The organism is Caballeronia sp. SEWSISQ10-4 2, assembly GCF_030464885.1.
Classification (GTDB): Bacteria; Pseudomonadota; Gammaproteobacteria; order Burkholderiales; family Burkholderiaceae; genus Caballeronia.
Genome location: NZ_JALPRJ010000018.1, coordinates 17709 through 44180, shown reverse-complemented (window position 1 = coordinate 44180; position 26472 = coordinate 17709). Strand labels below are relative to the sequence as shown.

Annotated in this window: 22 protein-coding genes and 2 pseudogenes; 7 read left to right on the top strand and 17 right to left on the bottom strand. The window is 56.6% G+C overall.

The genetic code is table 11. The annotated features are described in order from the left end of the window. Positions 1 to 18 precede the first annotated feature (18 nt). From M0D69_RS14410 to M0D69_RS14395, 4 genes are all read left to right on the top strand, one after another. The gene (locus M0D69_RS14410) at positions 19 to 1092 is read left to right on the top strand and encodes an extracellular solute-binding protein (RefSeq protein ID WP_301782651.1); all 1074 of its coding nucleotides are present in this window, start codon (positions 19 to 21) and stop codon (positions 1090 to 1092) included. 2 nt (positions 1093 to 1094) lie between these two features. After that, a complete protein-coding gene (locus M0D69_RS14405) occupies positions 1095 to 1916 on the top strand; it encodes an ABC transporter permease (protein WP_301782650.1) in 822 nt (273 codons plus the stop codon). Continuing rightward, positions 1867 to 2433, top strand: a complete 567-nt coding sequence (locus M0D69_RS14400) for a TIGR00725 family protein (protein WP_301782649.1) — start codon at positions 1867 to 1869, stop codon at positions 2431 to 2433. The genes M0D69_RS14405 and M0D69_RS14400 overlap by 50 nt, the downstream gene beginning before the upstream one ends. Positions 2434 to 3132: 699 nt before the next feature. After that, positions 3133 to 4335, top strand: a complete 1203-nt coding sequence (locus tag M0D69_RS14395) for a porin (protein WP_301782725.1) — start codon at positions 3133 to 3135, stop codon at positions 4333 to 4335. A 196-nt stretch (positions 4336 to 4531) separates the two neighbouring features. On the opposite strand, the gene M0D69_RS14390 is transcribed toward M0D69_RS14395, so the two are convergent. The 10 genes and pseudogenes from M0D69_RS14390 to M0D69_RS14345 all read right to left on the bottom strand — a co-directional run bounded on the left by M0D69_RS14390 (position 4532) and on the right by M0D69_RS14345 (position 14608). Further along, positions 4532 to 4894, bottom strand: a complete 363-nt coding sequence (locus M0D69_RS14390) for an aminotransferase class I/II-fold pyridoxal phosphate-dependent enzyme (RefSeq protein ID WP_367619712.1) — start codon at positions 4892 to 4894, stop codon at positions 4532 to 4534. 499 nt (positions 4895 to 5393) lie between these two features. Then, positions 5394 to 5546: pseudogene (locus tag M0D69_RS14385) on the bottom strand (IS6 family transposase); the annotation flags it as partial. Positions 5547 to 5698: 152 nt separating this feature from the next. Further along, a complete protein-coding gene (locus tag M0D69_RS14380) occupies positions 5699 to 5851 on the bottom strand; it encodes a hypothetical protein (RefSeq protein ID WP_301782648.1) in 153 nt (50 codons plus the stop codon). 278 nt (positions 5852 to 6129) lie between these two features. Continuing rightward, a protein-coding gene (locus tag M0D69_RS14375) for an IS5 family transposase (protein ID WP_301782647.1) occupies positions 6130 to 7042 on the bottom strand; the annotation gives its coding sequence in 2 pieces (ribosomal slippage) (positions 6130 to 6429 and positions 6431 to 7042; 912 coding nt in all). A gap of 223 nt (positions 7043 to 7265) precedes the next feature. Continuing rightward, the gene (locus tag M0D69_RS14370) at positions 7266 to 8423 is read right to left on the bottom strand and encodes a porin (RefSeq protein WP_301782646.1); all 1158 of its coding nucleotides are present in this window, start codon (positions 8421 to 8423) and stop codon (positions 7266 to 7268) included. Between the two features lie 249 nt (positions 8424 to 8672). Then, on the bottom strand, positions 8673 to 9698 hold the full coding sequence (lpxD, locus tag M0D69_RS14365; RefSeq protein WP_301782645.1) for a UDP-3-O-(3-hydroxymyristoyl)glucosamine N-acyltransferase: 1026 nt from the start codon (positions 9696 to 9698) through the stop codon (positions 8673 to 8675). 660 nt (positions 9699 to 10358) lie between these two features. Further along, positions 10359 to 10862, bottom strand: coding sequence for a hypothetical protein (locus M0D69_RS14360; protein ID WP_301782644.1), 504 nt, complete (start codon positions 10860 to 10862; stop codon positions 10359 to 10361). Between the two features lie 318 nt (positions 10863 to 11180). Beyond that, a complete protein-coding gene (locus M0D69_RS14355) occupies positions 11181 to 12206 on the bottom strand; it encodes a nitronate monooxygenase family protein (protein WP_301782643.1) in 1026 nt (341 codons plus the stop codon). Further along, positions 12203 to 12871, bottom strand: coding sequence for a 2-hydroxychromene-2-carboxylate isomerase (locus tag M0D69_RS14350; RefSeq protein ID WP_301782642.1), 669 nt, complete (start codon positions 12869 to 12871; stop codon positions 12203 to 12205). Before M0D69_RS14350 ends, M0D69_RS14355 begins: the two co-directional genes overlap by 4 nt. 105 nt (positions 12872 to 12976) lie before the next feature. Then, entirely contained in the window at positions 12977 to 14608 is a 1632-nt protein-coding gene (locus M0D69_RS14345) for an AMP-binding protein (RefSeq protein WP_301782641.1), read from the bottom strand. Positions 14609 to 14889: 281 nt separating this feature from the next. Here M0D69_RS14345 and M0D69_RS14340 point away from each other — a divergent pair, with 281 nt between their 5' ends. Next, positions 14890 to 15588: a TetR/AcrR family transcriptional regulator gene (locus M0D69_RS14340; protein WP_301782640.1), complete on the top strand. Its 699-nt coding sequence runs from the start codon at positions 14890 to 14892 to the stop codon at positions 15586 to 15588. A gap of 198 nt (positions 15589 to 15786) precedes the next feature. Here the strand turns inward: M0D69_RS14340 and M0D69_RS14335 are convergent. The 7 genes and pseudogenes from M0D69_RS14335 to M0D69_RS14305 form a co-directional block, all read right to left on the bottom strand. Next, positions 15787 to 16083: pseudogene (locus M0D69_RS14335) on the bottom strand (integrase); the annotation flags it as partial. A 62-nt stretch (positions 16084 to 16145) separates the two neighbouring features. Beyond that, positions 16146 to 17786 (bottom strand): methyl-accepting chemotaxis protein, encoded by a 1641-nt coding sequence (locus M0D69_RS14330; protein ID WP_301782639.1) that lies wholly within the window; start codon positions 17784 to 17786, stop codon positions 16146 to 16148. A 397-nt stretch (positions 17787 to 18183) separates the two neighbouring features. Further along, positions 18184 to 19206 carry a porin gene (locus M0D69_RS14325; protein ID WP_301782638.1) on the bottom strand — a complete coding sequence of 341 codons (1023 nt, stop codon included), beginning with the start codon at positions 19204 to 19206 and terminating at the stop codon, positions 18184 to 18186. A gap of 79 nt (positions 19207 to 19285) precedes the next feature. Continuing rightward, positions 19286 to 20737: an MFS transporter gene (locus M0D69_RS14320; protein ID WP_301782637.1), complete on the bottom strand. Its 1452-nt coding sequence runs from the start codon at positions 20735 to 20737 to the stop codon at positions 19286 to 19288. Between the two features lie 157 nt (positions 20738 to 20894). Then, positions 20895 to 21737, bottom strand: coding sequence for a sugar phosphate isomerase/epimerase (locus M0D69_RS14315; protein WP_301782636.1), 843 nt, complete (start codon positions 21735 to 21737; stop codon positions 20895 to 20897). Then, positions 21737 to 22900 (bottom strand): dihydrodipicolinate synthase family protein, encoded by a 1164-nt coding sequence (locus tag M0D69_RS14310; protein ID WP_301782635.1) that lies wholly within the window; start codon positions 22898 to 22900, stop codon positions 21737 to 21739. Before M0D69_RS14310 ends, M0D69_RS14315 begins: the two co-directional genes overlap by 1 nt. A 1-nt stretch (position 22901) precedes the next feature. Next, positions 22902 to 24053, bottom strand: a complete 1152-nt coding sequence (locus M0D69_RS14305) for a Gfo/Idh/MocA family protein (protein WP_301782634.1) — start codon at positions 24051 to 24053, stop codon at positions 22902 to 22904. A 487-nt stretch (positions 24054 to 24540) separates the two neighbouring features. On the opposite strand from M0D69_RS14305, the gene M0D69_RS14300 reads away from it, so the two are divergent. Together M0D69_RS14300 and M0D69_RS14295 are read left to right on the top strand one after the other, a co-directional pair. Further along, positions 24541 to 25566, top strand: coding sequence for an amidohydrolase family protein (locus M0D69_RS14300; protein WP_301782633.1), 1026 nt, complete (start codon positions 24541 to 24543; stop codon positions 25564 to 25566). 216 nt (positions 25567 to 25782) lie between these two features. After that, a complete protein-coding gene (locus M0D69_RS14295) occupies positions 25783 to 26442 on the top strand; it encodes a TetR/AcrR family transcriptional regulator (protein WP_301782632.1) in 660 nt (219 codons plus the stop codon). The last annotated feature ends 30 nt before the right edge of the window (positions 26443 to 26472 follow it).

Below are 26472 nucleotides of genomic sequence, written 5' to 3'. Positions count from 1 at the left end.
TTTTTCAAGTAGACAACCATGAAACGTCGCCAACTTCTTGCCGCGCTCGGAGCCGCACCACTGGCAGTGGCCATGCCTGCATTCTCATTTGAGGGGGCCGAGCTTTATCCCGGTGAAAAGCCGATCTACGAGGCTGCGAAGAAAGAAGGCGTCGTGGTCTCTTTTGATACGGGCCCCGAGTGGGTCAACTGGAAGGGGCTCTTCCGGGACTTCAAGAAGCGCTACCCCGAAGTCGACATCACCTACAATGATCTGGGATCGGCTGCTACCGTCTTCGCCCTCGAAAAGAGCCGTCGCAGGCCGCAAGCCGATACTGCTTACTACTTTGCGGCTTCGGCCGTGGACGCCGTCAAGAAGGACGTGGTTGCTCCTTTCCAGCCCATCAACTTCGAGAAGCTTCCGACGGTGTTCCGTGAGGCGAGCGGGAAGTGGTTCACCATCCACACGCTGAACGTCGCATTTTTGGTCAACAAGAAGCTTGTTCGAAACGTCCCCACGAGCTGGGCCGACCTGGTCAAGCCCGAATACCGCAACAGCATCGTGTACCTCGACCCCCGTTCCACCGGCGTTGGCCAGGTCGTTGTCTTTGCGGCCGCATACGCAAACGGCGGATCAATAGACAACATCAAGCCAGGTACCGACTATCTCGGCCGGCTCCAAGGCGCCGGCAACGTCATGCGCGTCGAAGGTACAACGCCGTACGCCAAGTTCCTCAAAGGCGAGGTCCCCATCTGGATCGGCTATGAGAACGATGGCCTCAAGGCCAAATATGTCGACGGAATGGGCGACGCGGCTGAGGTAGTTATCCCCAAGGAAGCTAGCATTGCTGCGCCGTACGCAATCAGCTTGGTGAAGAATGCGCCCAATCCTAACGCCGCCAAGCTGTGGTTGAACTTCACCATGAGCGAAGCCGGCCAAAGCCTCTTTGCGCAGGGCTTTGTCCGCCCGGCAGTCCCAGGCCTCCGCTTGCCACCGGATGTGCGATCGAAGATGCCTCCGGCCCCCCAACTTCTGCCGCTCGACGTCGTCAAGGCATCTGAGCGTAGTTCAGAGGTTAGTAGCCTCTGGGCTCAAGCTGTGCTGGGGAAGTAACCATGAACCGCTTCGGGGGCCTACCGGCCTGGATATTCATGCTTATTTTCTTCGGGCTGCCGCTCTTTGCGCTTGCGCCCGAGGCATTCAGCGATGGTGGTTCTGCATTCGGCCGAATTTTCAGAGATGCGCTTTTCCTGGGTGCGGTGCGCAATACGGTCCTGCTAGGGCTCATCGCAGGCGCGCTGTCGGCATTGGTAGGTGCCGCAATTGCCATCGAGCTCGCCCGGCAGCCCGAAGGCAGACGGCAATGGATGATGACGCTACTGGGACTGCCTCTGGCCTTCTCTGGCCTTGTGATTGCGTACGGGTTCATTCTGGCGTTCGGCCGTGCGGGTCTCGTGACGCAATTGCTTGCGGAGCTTGGAGCCGATCCGGCGCGCGTAGGGAGTTGGATTTACTCGGTCGCCGGACTGGGATTTGCCTATGCGTACTATCTCATCCCCAGGGTGGCGCTGTCGCTGTACCCGGTCTTTGCGAATCTGGATGACCGTCCATTGTTGGCCGCTCGTACCTTGGGTGCATCTCGCGCAAGAGCCTTTTGGGACACGGTCGTTCCTGAGGTAATGCCATCAGTTCTTTCCAGCGCGTGCCTGGTCGCTGCATTAGCGATGGGCACCTACGGGACGGCATTGGCTTTGGTCGGTACTCAACTCAACATCGTGCCGCTATTGCTATTGGCTAAGGTGTCTGACTCGGGTGGTGACTTTCCGGAAGCGGCCGCGATGTCCCTGGTGCTGCTTGGTATTTGTATCCTTGTTTTAGGGGTAGGCGATGTCATCACAAGTCGGCGCGAGCAAGCAGCTCTCGAACGCGGGCATTAAAGCTTTGGAGCTGCTGACTGGGATTCAATTCGGAGCGGGCAGATGTCCGCTGCCGGTCGGGATCATTGGTCCGGGTGACGGCGGTACCCGGGAGTGCGAGGCGGCATACGAGGTTGCTAGCATCTTGGCCACCGCAGGAGTGCCCATTGTGTGCGGAGGCCGCGGCGGGGTAATGGAGGCAGCCGCCCGCGGTGCATCAGACTTTGGAGGTATTGCTGTGGGGATTTTGCCTGAGGATGATCTATCGGGCGCGAACCAGTACCTGACGGTTGCCATTCCCACGGGTATCGGCGAGATGCGAAACGCGCTGATCGCCCGCAGCGGCATCTGCCTGGTGGCGATCGGCGGGGGCATGGGCACCGTTTCAGAGATGGCTTTGGGACTGAAATGGTTGAAGCCCGTCTTCACTTTGTACGAAGACACACAGTTGCCCGGGGCTCGCGCCGCAAAAGACACGGATCAACTCATTGAATGGGTGCTGGAATGCCTGATTTCCAAAATGCAGGAGCGGGCTTAGCTTTCGTCCCTCGCCTTGGTTCCGCGCAAGCCGATGCGCTTGACAAGCTCCAGGTCAGCATGACCTGCATCGCGGTTACAGGACCAGCTTTCACCAGCCATCGAGGATACGGAGCCAATCGGCTATGCCATCGGCCTTTGTAAGCATTTTGCAGCCGTTCTTTCGCGCGAATCGAGGCAATCATTGCAAATCGCTTGGGTACCGGTGATCGGAACGAGAGGACATCCGCTCTCATCGGTGGCTTGCTTGACATCGACTGTGCCGACTCAACGATAACCACCAATCGACGAAGGATGTATCTCTGACCGTGCCCAAGCACGTTCTTGGTCAAATGGGAATCAGCGCAGGAGTCGTAGTTCACGCATCGCAGAACTCCAGGCGTGCACTACCAGCGATTCGGCAGAACAACTACCCGAATCAGGTTTTCGGGGTCCATTTAATTAATAGGTATCCTTATCATGTTGAAAAAAATAGCAGCTGCATTCCCCGCTCTAAACACCATCTTACCTGCCGCTTTCGCGCAGAGGAGTGTCACGTAGCACGGCATTGTCGGCGCAGGCTTCGGCTATAGCAGCGGCCGCGTGTCACCCCGTATACGTTGCTCGTTCGCGAGGCGCGCTGGCTGACCATGCTGGCCTGACACAGGGACGCGGTGTCGAAGCAGCGCCATTAATTTTCGTCAATTGAGTAGGATTACAAATCATGAAAAAGACAATCATCGCGTCGTGCCTCCTTGGTGGCGCGTGTGTGGGCGCGCAGGCGCAGAGCAGCGTAACGCTATACGGGGTCGTCGATAACGGCCTCTCGTGGCAAAACAGCGCCACCTCGCTCGGCTCGACCACAGGCGGCCAGTCCCTCGTCAAGATGACCTCGGGCGTGTGGGCCGGCAGCCGCTTCGGCCTGAAGGGCAGCGAGGATCTCGGCAGCGGCATCAAGGCGATCTTCACGCTCGAGGCCGGCATAAACAGCGCGAACGGCACCTCGCAGTTCACGGGCGGGTTGTTCACGCGCCAGTCGTGGGTCGGCCTGACCGACGCCCGCTTCGGTACGCTGACTGCAGGCCGCCAGTACACAGCCTATTACACGACCCTCGCGCCATGGAGTCCGACCACCTGGTTGACCGGCTATTTTGGCGCGCATCCGGGCGACATTGATTCCCTCGACAACATCTATCGCGCCAACAACTCGCTCGTCTACCAGTCGCCGACGATCGGCGGCCTCACGTTCGGCGCGTCCTACGCGTTAGGGGGCGTGCCGGGCAGCGTCAATGCCGGTTCGACCTGGACCGCGGGCCTGCAATACGCAAACGGGCCGTTCGGGATCGGAGCCGCGTTCGAGCGCGTCAACAACTCGACGCCGGGGGGCGGCGCCTGGGGCGCGTCCTCGACAACCTCTAACGGCGGTGCGGAACCGGCCGTCTCGGCGATCAACAACGGCTACCAGACCGCGCAGGCGCAGCAGCGTTTCGCCGTGACCGGCGGCTACCGCTTCTCGGATGTCTGGGACTTGTCAGCTTCGTACTCGAACGTACAGTACATCCCGGGCACCGGTTCAGCGTTTCGCGACACGGCCATCTTTAACTCGGCTGGTGCGGTGCTGCACTTCCGACCATCGACATCGTGGGACTTTGCAAGCGGCTACAGTTATACGCGCGCGACGCTCGCGAATGGCATTTCGAATGCCGCGCAGTATCACCAATTCACGCTGTCGCAGTACTACAGTCTCTCGAAGCGTACCGGACTCTACGCGGTCGAATCGGGTCAACGCGCGAGCGGCAACACCTTGTCGAGCAACGACAAGGTTATCATCGCGACGCCATCGCTCGGCGATGGCTTCAGTAGCACTCCGTCGTCGTCGCGCAGTCAGATCGCCGTCGGCGTGGGTGTTGTGCACCACTTCTGAGTCTGGGCGGCGGCGACGCTGATGTTCTCGCCGCGCTGCCGACCATGTTACGTGCAGGTCGAGTCCAGACGCGCCCATACGGGGCGTCAACCGTCAGGATGATGGTGTCGCGAAGCTGGCAGGTGGCTACGAGTGTTTCACGCCTATTGGGCAGTGGCACCGACGAAGGTGAAGCGATATACCATCGCCGCAAATATCACGTGTTTTGAGACATGGCTACGCAGATACCCGCAGTCAGTGACTTGACTACCCCCTGTTTGCCGCCGTTCCCAGCCGTGATTTCATCTGGGGCAAAAATCAGCCCGTTCTCGCGCTCGAATTTATCGCATATGGCGCGCTTGAGTTCCGGCGTACCATCCACCACCGTGTAGCGAGTCTTACCTGCCTTCATCGCAGCATAGGCGGCTTCGACTATATGCGGCGGCGTGTCGAAGTCCGGCTCGCCGGACGTCAGGCCGACGATGTCCCGGCCTGCCGCGCGCAGTTCCTGCACGCGTGCTGTGGCCATTAAACTCGGCGACGGTTTGATACGCTCCATGCGGGCGGCAATCAGTTTCATATTGGTCCCTCGTGACAAAGTGTGGAAAACGGTAAGGACACGATCGTTGGCTACGACGGTCTCACCTTCATTGACGATCTACAGCGCGACAACCATCTCATGATCGACAGTGGGGCGCTGCACTGTGAAGCGGATTTTAGCTATTCGCGTCCGCGCGATGGCTCTTTGCCGACGATTGGTCCACTGACATGCGTTCCACAAACAATTGATGGATGACGAACGAATCATCTTTGTAACACTGATTTTCGGATTGCTACAGCACGGGTACAAATAGGCGGTCTGGTCGAAGTGTTTCGTATAGGTAAAGATGTCTTTTCGATGCACTCGGTTGGCATTTCACACAACGGGCGGTACTGCCACGTTGTTGAAGGTCGTGTTATCGAAATCGTTAAATATGTGCTCCTAAATTATACAGCAAGACGATCTAGCATTGGATTTCCGGTCACGGTTTCCCAAGCCTCGAGGGCCTGCTTACGTGCCTGCCGTTTCTCCTGCGCGTTTCAGCAAGCAACTCCTCGATCATGCGCAGACTCAGCGGAAAACGGTAGTACAACCGCACCGAATAGCTGATCACGTCGGGCGGGAATCGATGCCCGGCATAGGAGATAGCGTCGGTGGCAGGTGCGCTTTGCTGAAGGGCGGTTCGTGTCATACCCACAATTGTCGCTGCATTTCCGGCAACATGCCAACAACGTGACAGTACCGTGCCGAGTTGTGCAGGCGAGGCCGTCGACCCAATTTCCTTACGCTGGTGCCGGTTGAAGTGGGCACGCCGGTTGATCGGTTTCGCGTTTCCGTTGTTGGTTAGGTATGCATGTAGATAGCGATGCTGATAGCGGCGGCGATCAAGATCAGGCCAATTCGTGTCCAGCCGGTGAAGAGGGCGATGAAGCCAAAGATTGCTGTTAGCGCGATTAACGCAATTATGTGTACTGGTGCATACGTTTCGGTGAGCATTTTCTTTGATTCGGTTTGGGCGCGGCAATGTGTGTTGCCGAGTGGAACGGTGTCGAGTTAAGCGCGAGTGTTCAGTTTCTGTTTCTGGTGGTGCTGTGTTCGGCGCCGGGTTGCTCGATTATCCAAGGAAGGTCTGAACAACTCATTTCCAGCGTGACTGTTCACCGGATTCGAAATTGGTGGATCTCAGAAGTCGTTTTAGCGTTGCGAACCGAATGAATACGGAACAGAAATTGAGCTTGATGTTTGTGGATCACAGCTCTTGTGGCGCCTACCATTCACATTTTCAGCAGCTTGCGACGTGCCATCCAAAGATTGGACAGCGCGAACAGCGTTGTCAGTTGTGCGGTGTTTTTCTTCAGACCACGGTAGCGCGCTTTCGCGACGCCAAACTGTAGTTTAATCACCCGAAACGGATGCTCTACCTTGGCTCGCACGCTTGCTTTAAGGCATTCGATTTCATTGACGATGCGATCAAGCGCGTCGTTCTTGTCCAGCGCCGCGCGCTCGCCAGGGCACATCGCGACCATCCATTGCACTGCCTTTGCGTTCGTACGTTTTTGTATCCCACGATAGCCCCGCATCACCGTACACAACAGTTTCCTTGCCGTGTAGCAACGCTTCCGCTTTGACTATGTCGTGCACGTTCGCAGCCGTTCCCTGAACTGCGTGTACCAGCCGGAATTCGGCGTCTACGCCAATATGCGCTGTCATACCGAAGTACCACTGATTGCCTTTCTTGGTCAAGCTGGGCGCTGCGATCAGCGTAGCATCAACGGCCCTACCCGCTTTGAGCAGCAGCCCTTTTCTGCTAAGCACCGCATTGACCGTGGCGAGCATCTGGGCTGCAAGCTCGTGCTTCTCAAGCAGATGGCTGAATCGCAAGATTGTGCTCTCGTCAGGCAGACGCATGTTCCAGTTGTCCAGTGCGGCAAAGTCCCGAAACAGCGGCACGTCATGAAACGCCTCGCCCATTGCAGGATCGCTCAAGGTGAACCACTGCTGCATGAAGTGGATGCGCAACATCGTCTCTACGGGAAACGGCCGCCGCCCTCGCTTACCTTCGGGTGCAGGCGGCAATACCAGCGCCACCAGTTCGCCCCACGGAACCACACGGTTCATCTGGTCGAGGAACTCCCGCTTACGCGTTCGTTTGGTCGTCAAATCCAATCCCAGATTAGCTTCTCTCATGCCCAAATCGTCGCAGTCGTCGGCCTATTTGGAAACTCAATCGTGCACGATTTATGCAGGCCTTCCCTAACGATTTCAATCGCACTACCTTCAACAACGTGACAGTACCGTCGGAACCCCAGAATATGCAGTTCACCAGATATTTTCGGTTAGGTCTTACATCCCCCGCCAGAACCCAAAAAAGCGTCGAGGCGCCTTCAGCCACGGCATTTTCTAATTTTCACTAGAACTTGTGACGGATGCCAATGACAGCAGCAACCTGGTTCGCCGTCGACGACGCCGAAAGGCCGTTGATGTTCGCGACAGCGGCCTTGCCGGTCGAATCCGTACCCGACGCATGTTGATAAATGGCGTCGATGTAGAAGTCGGTACGCTTCGACAGGAAGTAGTCCGCGCCGATCACGCCTTGGTGGTACTTCGCGTTGTTCACGCCGTAGCCCTTCGTGTAGTCGTAAGCAGCGCCCAGCAACAGGGCCGGGGTCAGTTGATACTTGAAGTTCAGTTCGGCGTTGTGGAACTTGGCACTGCCAGCCGTGGTCTGGTTCGCTGCACCAGCAACAGCGGTCTGTCCAAGATCTTTAAACTGCGTGTTGCTATACGTCGCGCCGACAGTTGCCGGGCCGAACGCGTAAGCGCCGCCAGCCGAAATGACTTGCTGCGTGTTCGCAGTTGCATATCCCGAGTACACGGTCGAGCCGGTCATATTCGAACCCGTCGTCGACGAGGATGAGTTGTTGCCGAAGAACGAGTAGTTCGGGTTCTTGACGTTCAAGTAAGCCGCAGCCAAGGTCAACGGACCTTGTGCATAGCCAACACCGCCCGAGAAAATCTGATTGCGGTTGAACTGACCTGCCACGCCCCCCAGGCTGTACAAGCCGCCGAACGTAATGCCGCTGTAGTTGGCGCTCGCGTACTTGATCGAGTTGTTCGTGCGGTTCGAGTTGTTCATGTTGTCGAGGTCACCCGGGTGCGCACCGTAGTATGACGCCCACTGGCTACCGGCTTCGAGTGCACCGGTGTAGTCGACCACGGAGTCGTATTGACGACCGAGGGTGACCGTACCGTACTGGCTCGACAGACCGACGTAAGCTTGACGGCCGAATTCGTCGCCGCCTTGATTCAGCTTGCCGGTGAACACGTTAAAGCCGTTTTCCAACACGAACAGTGCCGTCAGGCCACCGCCCAGATCTTCCTTACCACGCAGGCCCCAACGATCGCCTTGCAGGTTACCGGCGCTCGTTGCGTACAGCTTTTGGCCGCCCGAGTTATTGTTATAAACGAAGCCAGCATCGATAATCCCGTATAGCGTAACGGTGCTTTGTGCCTGAGCTACGCTCGTGAATGTGCCAAATGCCGCTAAAGCGAGAAGCAATTTTTTCATTGGGATCTCCAAAATCTTCATTAGGGACAGTTTCGGAAAGGCTTTGCTTTCCGTTTATATTGAATCAGTCGACAACGGACACAACAGGAACGCGTTAAGGCACCAATCGTTAGCCTCCATCACATAATCGCAAAACGCTACACAAAATAATTTCGGAATCCTATCAATAGCTCAGATCGACCCTTTACAACACCTCAAACCCGGTGATGTCATTGACACCCTCGGCCTCTCCAATGACGAGGCCGACACTCACCTTGGTCGACGGACCATGCGCTTAAGTGCAACCACTTGCCGAAAAAACTCGTACCGCGATTGGGCTGGGCTTCCGAGCAGGATGGCCGCTGCGGGCACATCCGAGATGACCCCGGACTGAGCACCGATCTGTGCGCCACATCCGATGCGCAGATGACCGGCCATAGCCGCCTGGCCGCCCACCTGGACAAAGTCCTCCAGCACCGTTGACCCGGAGATGCCGACCTGCGCGACAATGACGCAGCAGCGGCCAAGACGTACGTTGTGGCCAATCTGGACAAGATTGTCGATCCGCGACCCGGCCCCAATCACGGTGTCCTGGATCGAACCCCGGTCAATCGTGGAATTGGCGCCAATCTCGACGTCGTTCTCGATGACGACCCGTCCAAGGTGCGGGATAGTCAGGAAACCAGCCCTGGTTCTGGCGAAACCGAAACCCTCCTGTCCGATGCGGGCCCCCGGAAGCAGAGAGACACGCGCGCCGAGCGACGCGTGGCTGATGCTGACGTGGGCGCCGATTCGGCAATCCTCGCCGATCACAACCCCGCTGCCGATGCTCACATACGACCCGATCCTGCATCTCGGTCCAATCTGCACCCCGCCCTCAATACAGGCAAAGGCCCCGATCTCCGCCGTCGGATCGACAACAACACCAGGCGCCACGAACGCCGTCGGGTGGATCCCAGGGTTAGGCGGAGCCACTGGATGGAACAGCGCGGCAACGCGCGCCCAGCCCTCGTAGGTCGCCGCCGTGACGATCGGAATCGCCGAAGACGGCACGCGGTCCACCATGTCAGGATGTACGATTACAGCACCCGCACCTGTCTTCTCCAGCAACGAGGCGTATCGGCTGTTGTCCAGGAAGCTGACTTCGGCCGGCCCTGCATGCTGAAGCGGCGCAACCCCAGTCAGCACGCGGTCTGACGCGTCCGCGGTTCCGTTGGCCGCTACAGCGACTTCAGCGAGATTGTATGGACCGCTCCGAGCATAAAAACGCGCGTCGACGATGAACTTGTTGTTCATTACATGCTGCCTTGGTTTTTGACGGATTCTCTACGCTATATTTAGCGTGACAGAGCCTTGTAGGGTTTTGTCACGATAACCGAAAGCGACCAAGTAAAAACCACTACGAAAAATACCGTTTATTACGGATTGTTAAATACTTTCCAGAATCGAAACCTAAGGAAGATCTGAACAACTCATTTTCAGCGTGACTGTTCATCGGATCCGAAATTGGTGGATCTCGGAAGTCGTTTTAGCGTTGCGAACCGAATGAAATCGGACCAGAAATTGAGCTTGATGTTTGTGGATCGCAGCTCTTGCGGCGTCTACCATTCACATTTTCAGCAGCTTGCGACGTGCCATCCAAAGATTGGACAGCGCGAACAGCGTTGTCAGTTGTGCGGTATTTTTCTTCAACTGGTTACTAGTTTCGGTGCAGCGCAAGCCGGAGGCGGTGCGATGAAATGCGCGGACGGCCGAGGGGCATTTTTGGTTGTGAATAGAACTACCTGTTTTGTGACGTGTGATTATTGTTTTTCAGTATGACCTATTAAATTGGCGAGCATCTGCCTGGCGCGCAGCGCCATTACCCTGTTGCTCGTACCAACGCTGATGCTTAGCAGTAGTGCCGCAGATTGATCATCGTGTAGGCGAGAGTTTTGAGCGCGTAGTAGACCTGACTCAGGTGCTCGAAGCGAAGCAGCAGGCGGCGGAACTGTCCTCCCAGGCAAAGACACGCTCGATGGTCCGAAAGCGCTCCTCGAAGATGGCCGAATTGAAGCGTTGCTTGCGGCCCCGCTTCGGCGTTTTACGTCCGCGATGGTTCGCGGGAATATTGGGAATCATGCCCCGATTGAAGATCGCCTTGCGGTTGGCCCGGCAGTCGTAGACCCCCTCCAGACTGATGGTTGCGCCATGCAGCTCCAAGCCAATCGCGTTGGCCATCTGGCTCAGTTTGGGCAGCGCGTCACGCAGCAGCGGCGATTCGTTGCGGTTACCCGGGGCGGAAACAAATGGCACAATCACGTTGCAATGGCGATTGCAGAAGGCAACGACCTTGTCGCCTTTCAGGTGCTTATGGCCGCTGCACCCCAGATTGTCGCCTCCCTTCTTCGCTGCCGTGGTCGTGCCGTCGCCGTGAATGACCGTGAGGTCGAGCAGCTGGTCCTGATGAAGCTTGCGCACCGAGCGGTGCAAATATCTTGTCGATAAAGCCGTTGGCCTGCCAGCGCCGCATCGCCCGATAGATACGCGTGTAGTGGATTTCTGGGAGACCTTTGGCATTCCTTTCGATCGGCAACATCTTCCATTGACAGCCCATGTACAGCAGTTGCAGGATGCAGTTGAAGATTTTGTGCAACGACAGCGTGGGTGGTGGGAGCCGGAGCTGCTAAAGCGCATGGCAGCCCTCGCTCTCCCTCAGTCCATCCGTATCGCTTGAGATCGGAAACACAGAGGTCACTTTGTCTCTACGCCTGATTTACGCAACAACGCCTCACCGTACTATCGCAATACATCCTCAACACAGCTCTGGTTCGGCTTGTCAACGCTCGTGGCATCGAGCATTGATCGGAGCCTTGCCCCGATCAGTGTCTTGGCCTCGTCGATAATATCGTCGATAAGTGCCTTCACAGTCGGAACATCATGAATCAAGCCGGCAACCATGCCGCAGCTCCAGGCGCCGGAATCCAGCAAACCGTCGCGCATGACTTTAGGATAAACACCGGCCACCTGGTCAATGATGTCTTCGATACGAAGATTATTTCCCTTCTCGCGCTCGATCTCCAGAAGACGTTCCACACCTGCATTGTTGAGCACGCGCTCAGTATTTCTCAGGCCGCGCATGATCAGCCGCGTGTCCAACTCGGTTGAGTTAACAATCGCCCTTTTTACATTCTCATGAACCGGTGCTTCTTGCGTAGCAACGAACCGAGTGCCCATGCTGATGCCTTCAGAGCCCAGCGCGAGCGCCGCCACCAGACTGCGCCCGTTAGCCATGCCACCCGAAGCAATAGTTGGAATAGCTAGCTCGTCAGCCGCACGTGGCAGCAAGATCATATTCGGAATGTCGTCCTCTCCTGGATGGCCACCGCATTCAAAGCCATCCACAGTGACAGCATCGCATCCTATCTGCTGTGCTTTAAGGGCGTGCCGTATTGACGTGCACTTGTGAAAAACCTTGATGCCCGCGTCTTTGAGACTACCCATGTAGGGCTCTGGATTGCGACCCGCCGTCTCGACGATGCGCACGCCACCCTGTTTGATAGCATCAATGTACTCGGGATAGGGAGGGGCCGAGAACGTTGGAAGGAACGTGAGATTCACGCCAAACGGTTGATCGGTCATTACCCTGCACCGTGCAATTTCCTTTGCAAGTAGTTCAGGCGTCTTTTGTGTCAGGGCAGTGATAATGCCCAAGCCGCCTGCGTTGGAAACCGCAGAGGCAAGTTCTGCGAGGCCGACGTAATGCATCCCTCCCTGTATGATGGGATATTTAATTTGGAAAAGTTCGGTTATACGTGTCTTCATGCTGGCTCCTCATATCCTTCGAGTTTCTCTACCGTTAATCCGGGGGTGAGAGGGGTGACCGTAGCCGGCACATATCGCGCCCCAGCGGCAAGATACTGATCGAGTAGCCAAATGCGGTCCCCGCCCCAAAAAAGTTCGTTTCCTGCTGCGAATGTTGGGGAGCCAAACACCCCCCGGGAGACTGCAGCTTGAGTCGCCTCGTTGACAGCGTTACGTGATTCTTTCGATTCAATGGTTTCTCGAAAGCATTGCTTGTCGATACCCACCGCCTTCTGAGCAACATCGAACAAGATATCCCTGTCCCCGAGGTTCCGCCCCTCACCCCAACGTGCACTCAATAACGCCTTCGCCAGCGCCGGTCGCTTTTCAAGCGGCTGCGTGTACATCAACTGATGAGCAGGTACAGGGTCAAACATGGAGAAATCATCGGTAAGCGGCAGTCCTAATACTTTTGCCATTCGTGATGCGTCATGACGGGCATAGGGACCTTTGAGCGGCGTATCAAGCAGCGGCTTCAGCCCCATTACCTTCACCACCGCAACGCCAAGCCGGAAGGGTAGCCAATGAAGTTTTTTACCGTGACGCTCTGCCAAGGCCTCAATCTCATTCGATGCGAGGTACGCGTAGGGCGAGACGAAATCAAAATAGAATGCGATCGAATCCATAGTTTCATTGGGAAAATTGAGCGTCTTGCCCGTATCCTGTGACCCCGGCGGAGTTTGAAATAGTCCGCCCCAAGAGGTTGCCCTCATCAGGGCGTAACTGACAAATTACGGGGCGCCGTTCAGTGACTTGTCCGCACGAACTTCTTTAAGGAGCTGCTCACGTAGAACATATTTCTGGACTTTTCCGGATGCAGTCTGAGGGAACTCATCCACGAAACGCCAGACCAGTGGCGTCTTGTATGTTGCGAGACGCGTTCGACAAAAGCTCGTGAGTTCGCTCTCTCCTTCGGCATGTCCGGCTCTGAGCTGGACGAAGGCAGCGATGATTTCACCCCATTCGGCGTCGGGCAACCCGACCACGCAAGCGCCTGAAACGGCAGGATGGCTAAGCAAAACCTCCTCGATTTCGCGCGGATATACGTTTTCGCCACCGCGAACGATCATCTCCTTCATTCTTCCCTGAATGGTGAGATAGCCGTCGTTTGCCATCGAACCCAAATCGCCCGTCCGAAGCCATCCGTCGTCGGTTAGCGCCTGTCGCGTTGCTTCCGCATTATCGAAGTAGCCCTTGGTTACGCAACTTCCCCGAGTCCAAATTTCACCCAATGCGCCGATCGGCACAGTTTCGCCGCTTTGCGGATTGGCCACTTTGACTTCGATTTGTGGCATGGGCCGCCCCACAGTCAACGCCCAACCCGATCGAGACTCGTTCTCGCGCGTATGAGTGATATATGGCGAGGCTTCCGTTTGCCCGAATCCAATGCCCACCTTAATGCGAAGGGTATTCTCGATCCTCCGTACAAGCTCCGGCGGGACAGGCGCGCCGCCGAGCGTTGCGAGTCTCCAGGAACTCAAGTCGAAGGCGGTCAACTCTGGGTACTCGAGAATACGAACTAGCATAGTTGGAACTGCGGACATCAATGTACCGCGCTCCGATTCAATCAGATTCAACATCAACGACGGATCGAACGTCGGCGGAAGCACCTGAGTTCCTCCCGTCTGCAATGCTCCCAAAGTCACGAGACCGCACCCGGCAGTATGAAACAGGGGCATGGGATTGACCCATACGTCGCCTTTACGCGCACCGATAACTTGCGCATAGATTCGCCCATTGTTTGCCAACCCCCGATGGGTTAGAAGCGCGCCTTTGGGAAAGCCTGTGGTGCCAGATGTGTATTGAATTTGGGCTATATCGCCAGGTTCAACACGTGGCAACGTGGCGACCTCTGACGAACCCTCAACAAAATCTCCCCAACTCTTCAGCGAAATGATTTCCCGCAAGAGTGGCAGTTCAGGTTTGACTTCCTCCACGATCGCTGCGAGTTTCCTTCCGCGATACTCAGGTTCTACGATAATTCCGCAGGCCCGTGACTGCTTGAGGACATACTTAAGCTCCGAAGCGAGATACGCCGGGTTCACAGTGACAAGCGTAATACCCGCGAGTGCTGCACCCAGTTCGATTTGCAGCCACTCCGGGCGGTTCGATGCCCACACCGCGACGTGCTCGCCCGGGCGAAAACAACTCAGAAGTGCGCCCGCCACTTTACGTGATTGCGTCAGCAGCTCGCCATAGGTCCAGCGACGCCTGTCGGTTCCGCTTACACCCTCAACCAGCGCGACTTCGTTTTTCCAACGCTCTGCTGCATTCGTGAGCGCGTCCCCAATGCTGATCTCCAGGAACGGCTCGGTTTGGTCTGCGGGCCAGTACGCCAGGTTCTGTGAAGCGGCATGTTCCATGTGACTTATGTCTCCGTCCATCTATGCACCAGACGTAATATAAATGTAATGTTCCGCGGTGCAGCATATCGCCCGCGAGGTCGCAACTTGATTACGTCGCTATCATAAGCGGCGCACTTTCGTGCTTCTATTCGGATTTCGGCGCCCTGATTTCGGTCCGCCACGACGCCTTCTTCTAGGGTGCCCGCGTGACTTGCTGGGCGCCTACTCGGATATTCCATGTCCCGAAGTTTCAGGGCACGCGCATAAGGCTAAAATCGATAGGGCGTAGGTCGCGCCTGGTGGTGGCCGTCGAAAACATTGTTGCCGAGGAGGAAGAGGTGCCTGTCAAAGGTCGGAAATTTGGCCTGAACGCACAGATTGCCGTGCGCCGCAGGCCGAGGCAAGGACGGTCCCTGATGACCGTTGACGCCATTCTCGAGGCGGCTCAACAGCTTTTGATAAGAGATGGATTTGAAGCCACGAGCACGACTCGCATTGCCGAAGCAGCCGGTGTCAGTGTTGGTTCACTTTATGAATACTTCACCAGCAAGGAAGCCCTTGTCGCGAAGCTGATCAAACGCCATTGTGACAACCTGCTTGACACGTACGCCGGAGCTTTCAAGGAGGTGGAGGGCAAGGGGATAGCGTCATTGGTCGACGCGTGGATCGATACAAGTGTGGACGCGTATGCAAAAGATCTTGCCCTGCATCGCGTTCTCCTCGATCAGATGGGCAAGGTGAGCAAGACGCAGCACCTGAGACGCGTTTCTCTCGCTATTGTTGACCTTCTCGAAAGCGCGCTTCGCAAATGCGGGGAGCCGGTACCCAGGCCGGACCTGCGCCTCGCGGCCTTTGTCATTGAGTCATCCGGAGAAGCCCTTTTACATAGGGCCATTCTTTACGGAGACGATCTCCTGAACGATGAGTTGCTGCGCGAGTGGAAACTCATGACCCGCCTTTATCTTGCGAGTCCAGACAGTTCGCCCTCGCAGGCGTGACACTTCCGGGGTCCATCTCGGACGCAATACGCGAATCGAGGACGATGCCGTCGGTCCTGAACATGCACCCGTTATGTCTCTGATCCGATCCACGTTTGCTTTCGTGTGCGCTTCGACTTGCACGTGCGTATTCCGGCGATCGTGACCGCTCATTCCGGCTGAACGTGACCGTTGCGCATGAGATGGTGCTACGCGATTAATCTCGGCCGCCTGCACGAAGAATCGCCGCATGATCTCCCATAGACGTACACCGCTGATGCTTGCCGCACTGTCGTTTCCAAGGCTGCCGATGAGCGGTGTTTTCGGGTCCCATCGCGCTGGAGAAACCGACAGGCCACGTTCCATCAGATAGCGATCCAGCGCTGTCCATGCCATTGGCGGAAGCGCGACCTTGCCCGCCTTGCTGCCCTTGTCGATCAGGTGCAGCCAGTGATCGCCCTGAGCGTCGGTCTGAATGCCCCCGAGCCTTGCGCCGACGAGTTCGCTTGCCCCGAGTTAGCCGAGACGGTCATGCAGCTCTGGTCGTGGCGTTGAGCGATCGAGCCGCTACTTTCGGTTTAGACGGTGTCGCGCGACCAGTAGTCGGTGTCCGGGAAGCGGATGGGGCACGGTTCGTCCTTCGGAAGATCCCCTTGTGACGCGGAGATTCCTGTATCCGCGACTTTGAACACCGAGACCGCGTCTTTCAACCTCATGGCCTGCTCTTCAAGCGACTGGGCGGCTGCTGCCGCTTCCTCGACGAGAGCCGCGTTCTGCTGAGTCATTTCGTCCATTTGATTGACGGCCTGATTGACCTGCTCAATGCCACGACTCTGTTCTTCGGACGCTGCTGCGATTTCCCCGACAATATCGGACACATGTTTGATTGCGTACTTCACTTGCCCCATAGTCGCGCCAACTTCTGCTGCCTGTCTCGACCCGTCCTGAATCATCGCCACGGACGAGCCGATCAGTTCCTTGATTTCCTTCGCGGCAGTGGCAGAGCGTTGAGCCAGGCTGCGAACCTCACTGGCAACAACAGCGAAACCTCGCCCCTGTTCGCCCGCACGAGCAGCTTCGACAGCGGCATTCAGTGCAAGGATATTCGTCTGAAAGGCAATACCTTCAATCACACCCGTGATCTCCGAGATCTTCATCGAACTGCCACTGATCTTTTCGATCGTTCTCACCATATCTTGAACGGCCTCATTGCCTGCGTCGGCCATGTCCGTGGCGTTCGTCGCGAGAGTATTCGCCTGACGTGAACTATCGGCATTCTGCTTCACGGTTTCAGACAGTTGCGTCATGCTGGCCGCCGTTTCCTCAATCGACGCTGCCTGCTCCTCTGTGCGTACAGACAGGGCTGTATTGCCGCTAGCAATTTCCCGTGCCGCTATGGAAACTGAGTCAGTGGTCGTCTTGATTCCGCGCACCGTATCGCTGAGTTGCTGATCCATCTTCTTCAGCGCCTCGAGGAGTTCGCCGAACTCGCCTTGTGAATCCACGGTAACCTTATTGTCCAGATCGCCCGAGGCGATATGGTTTGCTACGGAAACCGCCTTATCGAGGGGGTTTGAGATTGTGCGGAGCAGGTAGATCGACGCGCCGATTGCAACCACGATACCAACGCCGACAAGCGTGATGGTGATCCATCGAACAGTTTTGAACATCGATTCGCTGTCGTCGGAAAATTGTTTGGCCTGAATCAGCTTGAGCGCGGTGATCTGGTCCAGCGCGGCGCTGATCGCTGTGCCCACCGGAATCACCTTTTCGATTGCTGAAGAAGCCGAGTCGAAATTGCCAGCGCTAGCGGCAGCGATAGCTTCGCTTGTTACTGTTGCAAACCGGGGCAGCGTGTTCTTGATCTGCTCCGAGATCTGCTGTTGCTGGTCGCTGGACACGTTGTCCGGGTAATAGTGGTTCCATGCCTTGTAAAGACGTTCAAAAGCGGCGCGGATGGCTTCGGCGGATTCTGCCGTTTTTCCCGGATCCCGAAGTACCTGAATCCTCCTCAACTGAAGGACGATCTTAAGCTGCGCTGCGCGAACGTTAGATAGATCACCAATCGGAACTGTATTTCCTGAATAGGAATCGATCATGTTCGAGTCCAATCTGGAAAGACCGAGCGTCCCGAACAGTCCAATTACACCTATTAACGTCACGCATAAGGACAACGCGAAAACGATCTTGAATTTGATTGTTTGTACAAAGCTTTTCACGTTGCTTCCTTGATTGATTACCCTAAGTAGTGCGGGAAAGGTTGATCGCGATCTCGCCTCGGCTCCACGGTATTGCCGAGGCTGAACTTTTGCATGACGCGCAACTTGTGGGTGCCGATGGTCTTTGTACTAGCTCGCCCGTGGCCACCGCCTCTAGAAGCGAGAAAAAACACCGCCCCAGCATGTTGATGTGCTCGTGAATAGCGACGACAGTCGCGCCACGTCTGCCTCTTTTATCCCGCAACCTTCCGTCGATAACGGGTGCAAGGTGAAAGGCAGCTTCGACGTGTATCGTATTTCACGTCACGATGACATTGAGCATCAGCCGTGCGCGACGCGGCCCGTCACAAGAAATAGTGTCCAGACGCCGCATCCCCGTCGCGTCAGTCACGCGTTATCAGAAACTGTGGCGCATCCCAAAACCTTCAGTGCTGGCAGACCCTCGACCGTTGATCTTGTCATACGAATAGACAGCATAAATGTCCGTACCCTTTGACAAGAAGTAGTCGTATGCGACCGAGGCGGTATTGCGAATCGTCGACACGCCGCGTGGCGCATTCGACCTCGTGCGTGCACCTTCGATCAGAATCGCAGCAAACGGAGACAGCGGAACCGTAGCGCCGAGCTCATAGGTATGCGCGTTCACATTCGTTCCGTGGCTGTTCGTTGCTACGCCCGCAGCGAACAGCTTCACAAATCCAAGATCATATGAGACTCCCCCCAGATAAGCGTACTGCTCGCTCAGCGGAGCGGTAACAGGTGTACGCACTCGTTGTGCGGACAAGGCCGCACTCAATCCGCCATTTGAATATTGCGCATGCAGACCGATGTTGGCAATCCCGTTCTGCCCGGCGACACCACCCACACCGTAGACTGCTTGTGTCGTGAATCCATACACCGAGGGCGACGCATATTGAATCGCGTTGTTCCACACGGTATCGCCGATGATTGTGCTACCGTAATTCGCTACGAAAGTCTGGAGGACCAAAGGGGAAAACACCACCGAGGAACCAAACGGATTCAACGCCGCCATATTGCTGTAAGTTGGGTTCGTTTGCCGTCCAAACATCAGCCTGCCGTATTTGCTGTCAACACCAAGCCATGCGTTACGGGAAAAGAACGGGTCTGTCGCGTTTCGACCTTGCGCGCCAGTTGCCGGTTGAAAAAAGCTCTCAAGCCCGAAGATTGCGGCATAGCCATCCCCAAGGTCTTCCCTGCCTCGTAGGCCAAAGTAGGACGTGGTTAGCCCCCCACTCCCTTCCTGCAATACCGCATTGGGCCCTCCGCTGCGTTTCGCACTGTCGATGTATGCCCCGACAACTCCGTAGAGCTGAACCGAGGACTGAGCATAGGCTTGATGTGCTGTTACGATCATCAGGCAAGCAAACGAGATACGGCCCAAACAGGTTTTCGTTGACATTAAATAATATCCTTAGTAGTTCTTATGATATAAATTTTGATAAATACTGAACTAACTTGCCACTCAGCTACGCATCGGTCTATGACGCTATCTGTTCGAGCCTCTTGCCGCGGGTCTCGATCATGCCCAAGCCCGCTACCGCGCCAACCGCGCAGACGAAGGCAAAGACAATGAAAACGGTGTTTAGGCCGCCCGACTCGACGATAATGCCGAGGAGTGCGGGACCCGCCGCTGAAGCGGCGCGTAACCAGGAGGTCGCAAGCGCTGTGGCGATCGCCCGCATGCGAGTCGGGTAGATTTCCGGCGTGTACAGATACAAGAGCGTATTGGTCGAACCAATGACACCATACGCCGCCGACCCCATGACCACGACCACCCAAACGCTAGTGGAACCAGTGAACCAGAGCGCCGCGAGCGCAGCACCAGCTACTAGGAAAGATCCAATCGTCCAAGATTTTCGCCCGATCCTGTCGACCGCAAACGCACACACGAGGGTTGCAATGACCTGCAACACGTTGGTCAGCGAGGCAGTCCGGAGCGCGTCGACCAAGGGCATATGAAAGACGGTCCGATACAGTGACGGCAACCAGTTGTTGAGGCCGTTAGCGACGAAGTAAGACGTTGCCCACAGCGACCAGACAATCAGCGTTCTGTTTCGAAAGGTCCGCGAAAGAACCTCTGCCGCGCGGGTCTTTTGGTTTGCACGAAGCGTAACCGGACCGCCCCGGGTTGGCTGTGTACTGGCGGGAACGACCTCCAAAACCTTGCCGGCACGCTTAGCGCTAGCCTCTGCCTGCTCGACGATTCTTTCCGCCTCTGCGAGCCGCCCTTTATTGATCAGCCAGCGCGGCGATTCCGGCAACCTCACCACGAAGAACGCGATGACCAGCGTCGGAAGTGCCCCAAACATAAACAGAGCGTGCCAGCCGAGAGCCGGAACAAGCCATACCGCAATCTGACCGGTGAGCATCAGGCCGATCGGGAAGATCATCTCGTAGAGCATGAAGAACTTCCCACGGCGCTGCGCTTGCGACAGTTCATTGATGTAGGCGGCCGCAACCGGAACTTCGCCCCCTACCCCAATGCCCTGGAAAAAACGAAAGGCAAGCAACACCCAGAAGCTGTTGGCGAAGACGCATCCAACACCCATGACCGCCATCAGCGCGATCGCGCCAGTCGCGCTTCGTACTCGCCCCTTTCGCTCCGCAATGGCTCCGAAACTGATTGCACCGATTAGCTGTCCGACGTAGCCAGCCGCAATAAGCAAGCCGACTTGCGACGCCTTCAAGTGCCACAGGCCGATCAAGACCGGCAGGGCATAGGCAAGCGATAGCGCCGCAAATGCGTCAAAAAAGGTCGCAGTGCCCATAACCACCCGGGCCTTCGCGTGCCACCGTGTGAACGGTAGCCGCTCCAGACGTCCGAGCAGTTCCGCTTCTTTCGACGTTGGATCGGGGCCCATACGGGCTGCATCAGCCGTCACGTCGGCCGCCGACGCCGAAAGCCCCCCAACTATCATTTCGCCTTTCATCCCGTCTCCTACATGTTTCCTGGCGTTAACTAGCCGCTCGTGGCATTTGTTTTACTTAGGGTTTGCTTCGCAGCCGCCAATAAGCGAAACGCTAACAAGTACCTGCGCTACCTTGAGCTCCGGTCCACATAAATGCTATTGAGGCAATGATCCGTTCTTAGCAGCACTCAATGTGTCGAGCCTTACATGTAGCCAAGACTTCGTTAGGATCTTTTTTCCACCAGGTTTCCGAGGAGAATATCTCCACTTCATGGAACCCTACGTATCCGACCCGCTCGACCGCGTGACGCCATTTGCGAATATCGATGACACCGTCGCCCATCATTCCGCGGTCCAGCAGCAGATCTCGCGTCGGCACGAGCCAGTCACAAATATGGAAAGCCAACAGCCTTTCCTTGCCAGCCCGCTCGATTTGCTCCATCAGGTCGGGATCCCACCACGTGTGATAAAGGTCAAGCGCGATTCCAAGGCCAGATCCAAGCTCATCGCACAGGTCGTTCGCGTGCGCCATCGTGTTGACGCATGCCCGGTCTGCGGCATACATCGGATGGAGCGGTTCGATGGCGAGCGGCATTTTCTGGCTGCCGGCGTAGTCGAGCAGTTCGGCAATGCCGTCGCGAACTTGCCTGCGGGCGTCATCCAGGTTCTTCGACCCGCCCGGCAACCCGCCCACGACCAAGACGAGGCATTGCGCGCCCAGTTCACAGGCTTCGTCGACCGCACGCCGGTTGTCGTCGCGCACGGCCGGGGCGTCCGCCTCAGAGGACACCGGAAACATCCCACCACGACAGTAACCGGTGACGACGAGTTCGTTGGCGCGAATCGCTTGAGCTGCCTCCTTCAAACCGAGCGCCTTGACTTGGTCCCGCCAAGGAGAAATACCCCGGATTTCGTGACGCGCGCACCCGTCAATGATTTCGGCTAGTCCCCACCGCTGGCGTACCGTCGCCGTGTTGATCGAGAGGAGCCCGGGGTCTGCAGGACGGTTAAGACTTGTCATTACTCGACTCCCTGGACTGCCATGAATTGATGCATGCGCGACGCAGCAAGGGCCGGGTCGTCGAACAAAGCGGCCTTGTCAGCCAGACGGAAAAGCTCACTGTAGTGAATGGCGTCGCGCGCGCTTTGCTGGCCGCCAACCATCGTGAAGTGATTCTGGTGGTTGTTCAGCCATGCGAGGAACACCACACCCGACTTGTAGAACCGGGTCGGCGCCGAAAAGATGTGACGGGACAAGGGTAACGTTGGCGCGAGAATGGCGTTGAACCTCGCGTTGTCTCCTGCCGCCAGCGCCTGGAGCGCGCTCGATGCGGCGGGCGCGATGGCATCGAAAATTCCCAGCAGGGCATGCGAGTACCCGAGACGGTCACCTTCAATGAGTTCCGGATAATTGAAGTCGTCGCCGGTGTACATCTTCACCGAGGCAGGAAGCCGGCGTCGCATGGCGACTTCTTTCTCTTTGTCCAGCAGCGAGATCTTGATCCCGTCCACTTTCCCTACATTTTGCTCGATCACTCGCAAGCAGATATTCATCGCTTCATCGACGGAGTTCGTACCCCAGTAACCCGCGAGCGCGGGGTCAAACATCTCGCCGAGCCAATGGAGAATGACGGGTTCCCGAGTTTGCTGAAGGATTTTTCCGTACACAAGCTCGTAGTCGTCGGATGAACGTGCCACCGCCGCGAGCGCGCGGCTCGCCATTAAAATGAGACGACCGCCAGCAGCTTCAATCGCGGCCACCTGTTCTTCATAAGCGGCACTCACCGCTTCGAGCGTCAGCGGCTGCAACAGGCTCAGTTGATCAGTGCCGGCACCGGAAGCCACCAAAGCACCCGGGTAATCGCTGGACATGGCGACACTGCGTCGGATGAGCTCAAGGGAAGTGGGCCAGTCCAGGCCCATGCCGCGTTGAGCCGTGTCCATGGCCTCGGCGACTCCGAGCCCCAGGCCGAAGAGCCGCTCCCGATACCTCAAGGTAGCGTCCCAGTCGATAGCAGGACTCTCCCACGGGTCGTGAGACTGACGAGGATCGGCCACCACATGCGCCGCTGAATACACGACTCGATTGAACGCGGCCTTTTCGGGAGCCTTCCAGGTCCGCACGCCCTCAAGCGTGTAGCGTTCCGGCTGTCCCGACTTCGTCAAGAGATTCAGACGAGTCATTTCAGGCCTCCAGCGGAGTGATGTCCACCCAACGGCGCTCACGCCAGCTCTGTAGTCCAAGCTCCACCAACTGGACGCCCTTTGCACCTTCCAGCAGATTCCAACGGAACTCACCTTCGCCCCATACGTGCTTCAGGAACAGCTCCCACTGCACCTTGAACGCATTGTCATTTGTACTGGTTTCGGGAACGACACTCCAGTCGGCCATGAAGTCATGCGTGTTGCGCAAGTCGGGGTTCCACACCGGCTTCGGTGTATTAACCCGTGATTGCGTGTAGCAATCGGTGAGGCCCGCAACGGCCGAGCCATTCGTGCCGTCCACCTGGAAGGTCACTAGGTCGTCGCGGCGAACGCGAACGCACCACGAACTGTTCATCTGCACGATGACACCATTCTCGAGCTCGAACGTCGCGTACGCGGCATCGTCCGCCGTTGCCCGATACGCCTTGCCTTGCTCGTCCCATCGACTTGGTATGTGGGTCGCGCCCAGGCATGACACGCTCTTGACCTTGCCGAACACGTTGTCGATCACGTAACGCCAGTGGCAGAGCATGTCGAGAATGATCCCGCCGCCGTCTTCGTCACGGTAGTTCCAGGACGGCCGTTGCGCCGTCTGCAAGTCACCCTCAAACACCCAATAGCCGAACTCACCCCTGACCGAGAGCACCTTGCCAAAGAAGCCGGCGTCATTGAGGAGCTGAAGCTTTTTAAGACCTGGGAGCCAGAGTTTGTCCTGTACCACGCCATGTTTCACGCCCGCTGCCTTCGCAGCCCGACAGAGATCCAGTGCCTCGTGAAGGTTGGTTGCAACCGGCTTTTCGCAATAGATGTGCTTGCCGGCCGCGACCGCACGCTTGAGCAGGCCGGGCCGCGCCTGAGTCGTGGCTGCGTCGAAGAAAATCGTGTCATCCGGATTGGCCAGCGCAATGTCGAGGTCGGTCGTCCAGCGCTCGATTCCGTGCGCCTTCGCCAAGGCCGCGATCTTCTCTTCGTTACGTCCCACCAGGATCGGATCAGGCATCAGGCGATCGCCGTTGGCTAGCGCCACGCCCCCCTGCTTGCGAATCGCGACGATCGAGCGAATCAGATGCTGATTCATGCCCATGCGACCCGTGACGCCATGCATGACGATTCCGATGCGGTGCGTTGCCATATTTGATGCTCCTTGCAAATGAAAATGGAATGAGCGATCGCGTGGCTTGCCGTCGCCGACATGCCATCGATCCAAGGGGGGTCAACAGAAGCCCCACCGCTGATGCGATCATTCCACAATCATCAATTTAATTCACGTTATGGTTAACACCTAAAAACCCGATCAACGTGTTTTCGCCGCTGAAATCGGTACGCTTTGCGGAATCAGCAGCAAACGACGCTCATTTTTGAACCCTACGTACGCACTTTCCCAACACCTTAGGCCTGTGATTGTGGTTTAATGTTACTCATTCGGTAGTTATTGAAATCAAACGGCGATTTCCCAGTAGCGCGTAAGAGATTCGTGGAGCGACGAGGCGAGGCTTCAAGCCGCCGAGCTGCGTCGCGCCGGATTCACCGCCTCTCTTCCCTTGCGGCGCACGTGGCACGACATTGCGATGCGAGCACGGTCAACAGGATTTGGATATCAACTAAAGACAGGAGGGACAATGAATTCGAACCCAGGACAAACCGTCCAGCAAAAGCCCGAACTGGATTTTTCCAAGCCATGGAAGGTCGCCTTTGAAGAACATTTCCTCACCCCCAGCTTCTGCGATCTTCCTTCTGGCATCACCGCGATCAGTGCGCCGAAGGTCTACCAGGGTCTGCTCGAAGTCGGCTCAGGGCGCATTGATTTGATGGATCAGGCGAAGATCGAATATGCGATTCTCTCTTTGAACTCCCCCGGTCTCCAGGCCGAAGCGAGCGGACCCATCAGCGCCGATAAAGCCATACGGTCGAACAACGAGCTAAAGCAAATTGTCGATGCACATCCAAAGCGGCTTGGAGGGTTCGCTGCGCTTCCGACACAAGATCCCTATGCGAGCGCCGATGAACTTGAGAGGGCCGTCGAGACGCTGGGATTTCACGGCGCGCTGATCAACAGTTTCTCCAACATTGGCGACAGTGAAACGGTCAAGTACCTCGACGATCCGAGCTACGACGTTCTATGGGAGAGAGCCCAGGCACTTCGTGCGCCGATTTACCTGCATCCGCGCAATCCGTTGGCGAGCCAACAGGTAATGTTCGCCGGGCATCCAGAGCTGCTCGCAGCAACGTGGGCATTCCTCGTTGAATGTTCAACTCACGCACTACGTATGATCACAAGCGGCGTGTTCGATCGTTACCCTGGCTTGATCATCTGCCTTGGTCACCTTGGTGAAGCGTTGCCGGCCTACCAGTGGCGCATCTCGAAGACGTACTCGCAAAAGGTCCCGCAAAGCACCTTGAAGAAGGATATCTATGGGTATCTGAAGTCGAATTTCGTCTTTACTACTTCAGGGTTTTTCGACACTCGGGCAATGATGAACGTAGCCGAAACTGTAGGCGTTGATCGCGTGTGCTTCTCGTCGGACCACCCATGGATGAGCATGCTTGATGGGGGAGACTGGTTCGACAGGGCTCAGATTTCGGACGAAGAGCGCCTCCGAATTGGTCGCACCAACGCTGTCGAATTGTTTGGGCTCGAACTCTAACGCACAAGAGATGCTGAATGCGCTCACGATGCGGATCTGAAGCGTCAGCGGGCCCGAGCATTGCAAGGTATGATCAAAATGGCCTGCGGACGATGCGGCCTAGCGCTGCCAGCATCCCGCTTTTCGGCTCAACCCCGTACGAACCCGCCGGACAGTAATTAAGCTATGTCGTTAAATACTCGTGGACAGAGATCTGTCCCAGCTACAGGCGAACCAATGCTAGCAAGCGATGCCCCAGAGGGGCTAAAGGCGGAGAAGGCCACGCGCAACGCAGACCGAACGCGCGCCCAGATTCTGGATGCAGCGACCCAAGAGTTCGCTGAGCTTGGAATCGCAGGAGCACGTATCGAGAGGATCGCCGAGCGCGCCGGCACAAACAAAAGAATGGTCTATTACTATTTCAATAGTAAGGACGATTTGTTTGTTGCCGTGATGGAAAATACGTATGCGTCCATTCGCAGTGCCGAGAGGGAGTTGCATCTGGAAAGCCAATCACCGGTCGACGCTATCCGAACGCTCGTGTCCTTCACTTGGAACTACTACCTGGAGCACCCGGAGTTCATCGGACTATTAAACACTGAAAACGCACATCATGGCGTTCATGTAAAAAACTCGGTCCAATTCCAATCACTGAACATGCCGCTGATTGAAACGCTGGGCGAAGTGATTCGCCAGGGGCAAAAGGAGAAGATCTTTCGAAGCGGCGTGGACCCGGTCCAGCTCTATATTTCCATTGCCTCGCTTAGCTATTTCTATTTATCGAACAAACACACGCTCGGCCATATCTTTTCCCGCGATCTGACCAGCGCCAAAGCCAAGGTCGAACGACTACACCACGTTCTGGACGTCGTTCTAGGTTACTTAGTCGTTAATTAAGCGTCTTTCGCCCGATCAGCATTCCGACGC